The organism is Pseudomonas sp. AIG (assembly GCF_977020205.1).
The window spans coordinates 1-2,751 of sequence record NZ_CDROCK010000116.1 but is presented as its reverse complement, the minus strand read 5'-3'; the positions used below and the strand labels follow the sequence as shown (position 1 = coordinate 2,751).

At 47.6% G+C, this 2,751-nt stretch carries 2 protein-coding genes and 1 pseudogene; all 3 read right to left on the bottom strand.

Translation table 11 applies throughout. The annotated features are described in order from the left end of the window. Window positions 1–102: 102 nt before the first annotated feature. The gene (locus ACWR1S_RS30745; RefSeq protein WP_454566128.1) at window positions 103–408 is read right to left on the bottom strand and encodes a hypothetical protein; all 306 of its coding nucleotides are present in this window, start codon (window positions 406–408) and stop codon (window positions 103–105) included. Next, window positions 401–862, bottom strand: a complete 462-nt coding sequence (locus tag ACWR1S_RS30740) for a hypothetical protein (RefSeq protein ID WP_454566127.1) — start codon at window positions 860–862, stop codon at window positions 401–403. Before ACWR1S_RS30740 ends, ACWR1S_RS30745 begins: the two co-directional genes overlap by 8 nt. Before the next feature lie 888 nt (window positions 863–1,750). After that, a pseudogene (locus ACWR1S_RS30735) lies at window positions 1,751–2,751 on the bottom strand (hypothetical protein); the annotation flags it as partial.

Here is a 2,751-nt window from a genome sequence, read left to right as displayed (position 1 = left end):
GCACTTGCACTTGCACTTGCACTTGCACTTGCACTTGCACTTGCACTTGCACTTGGAGGTGTAGTGCATCCAAGAGGTAGAACAGCCAGCAGTTCGATTACTTTACTGCTGGTCTTTTATTGATGAACGCTCAGTGAAAACAGGTTGCTGAGGTGCAGCACGCTTATTTCGCTTTTGAGACTTTATAACTTTATCATTTTTTATTTTTTCAGACTCTAAAGCACGACCAGGATCAATCAACTTAAGAATATCTATGACACTAAACTCATACTCATGAGCCAGATTATCTAACTCGCCAAGGAATCGTGCCGCCTTAACAACTTCAGGATCACGAAGAAGAGGTGCGATGGCTTCGTATTCCATTGCAATTCGATTGCTTAGGGCAATAAATTCTTGAACGTTAGTCATAGATCTTCTCCTCTAAGTCATTCTTAGATTCTCCAACCTCGGCAGGATCCTTTGACGCATGATGAACATGAGGACTCAGCCTAGCATTTGATTTATGCGCCTTGCCAACGCCGCCGTCTAAACTTAAAAGAGCAGAATTATTTGCTAGCTGCGCTGAGGAAGACGATGTATCCATTCGCTGAATCATTTCCAGCAAACCATTATTCGTCCTAGCTCTCAAGCCATCAGCATCCAATTCCACACCGCAGCCCTCCCCCTCATACCTGGCGACAAGCAGGTCATAGACTTGACCAAGGCTATATCCGTATCCCTTGGCCAGCGCCTCTAGCTTTAGGTAAAACTCAACGTCCAGTTTGTAATCCAGACTCTCCTGCTGCTTTTTGAGCCTGCGTAAAGCCTGCTCAAGCTCAAACTCCTTGAGTCGGTACTCTACAAGCGTATGAGTCCTAACCATTAGCCGCTCCAGCTTCTCGTAAGGATCCGGTATGAGATACACACAGTATAATAGCGTTCACGACCGATAAAAACCCTTACGCAAAAGAGGTAAATATTCAAATTTATCATGAGCTTATGTGGGCCCAGGTCAATCACGCCACCTTTCGTCAGTAAGGCACGTCCAACCAGTTTTGTAATCGACACGCAACATGAGGATCGTTCAAGATCGAAAAATCAACGCGCGACAACTGTTACCAGTGACGTATCAATACGTGTACATGGGCAAGACACCAGTAGGAAAGGAGGCCTCTACGGCTCCAGTCAATTTATCGAAAATATTTCCTTAAAAATTTAATTCCAGGCCAAAGGTTGCTCATCACTCTAGCTGAACCACAGCGAAGCACCGACGCTGTGTCAATTTATGATAACTATTATGGAGGTCTTGCGAGCAGGCACTTCAAAATTAATTCATTAAAATCATTGCCTTAGATAACTCTCTCAACCTCGATAGTCTAAGGCCTTCATTTTTTGAAGCCGCACTCCGACAATGGATCCACGGTCAGCACCGGCATTATTTCAACAAAGCGCGTCTTACTCGCGTAAGTCTCGATGGTTCAGATGTAGCCATAATCAGGAGCGAGCAGGTCTGATCTTCAGTGTAATCCCGCTCCTTCCTGAGCAACCGGTACGCTGCCCTCGTACTATTGCTGCACGCTTTGACTGAAGGATAATCCGGGATTGGCGAGCAGAGTGACCGTTGGTGATCATAAAATTGGAACCGGACAAAACCCGTCCAAATTCTGCTTTAAGTAACTAAGCTTAAAATCATGCAGTGCCAACTTCTAAAACATCTGCTTTGCTCGGTAGTCCAGCATGTGATTTTATAGAAGGTTTCGGGTCGCCAAGCTTACTTGAGAGCCCATTCAACACTATCGTACTCCGAGTCGGTTAACGTAGACTTTGCGAGTGTCAAATATACCTGTCTCTGGCCTGGGCTGTAAACCAGAGTTCCCGCCGAGGAAACGTCTCCTTGAGAAGTCGGAAATGGAATGGAATAACCCTTTGCAATATCTCGTATGAACTCTGCTTCGGAAGTACTAATCACGCCGAATCCGACACCCAACATCCAGAACGCCACTGCTACATCACGAGGGCGTGCAGAATCCGTCTTGAAGTGACTTAATATTTCTCCATGTTTCATTGTCTTTTTCCACAGAGGATTGATAGTTCGGCTGAAGAAGTAGGATCGGGCGAAACCTTGCGCTCCGTTTTCATTTCCATCCTGTAGCCAGTAGAACATCAAGAATTCGGCGGCGTTTGCCGAAGGCGTGCTCTCGGTTGTAAGTGCAAAGAACCAGGTTTGCATTCTGGCGGCTAAAGCTACCAAGCGCTCATTATTTACTTTTGCCTGGGTAGATGATGAACATTGAAGAGGAAACTGCGTGGTGAGCCTAGAGGCGGGGCTCCCCCCGTATTCAGCGGAAACCGGCCAGGCCTTGTCCAGAAGGGGAAAGGTCGCGGCGGCCCAACGCCCGAGGAGAACAGGGGGATTGTGTTGCACACAAACGCTCATCCGTGGTTTCCGCCAATCCAAACGCAGGGCTGGAGCGAGGCCCACAGCTAGATCAGACTTGAAGCACTTCGGGCAGTAATTGAGTGCCTCATAGTACGGCGTCATACCGGCGCTGAGGTTGCTCAAGCCATTTTTTTTTGGGCTTTCGCAACCGGAGGGATTGGCGCTGCCATCGCGGTAAGAACTACTCCGTCGTGGCAGTGTGAATTTTGCAGAAATATAGAGTCGGTCAGCCAGGCTTACATGCTGCAGTATTTCAAGGTTCCCCCACTGCATATCGGGGTCTGAGCCTCCCCTACTGCAGTAAGAAACCAGATGGCTCGCTAAGGTGTATC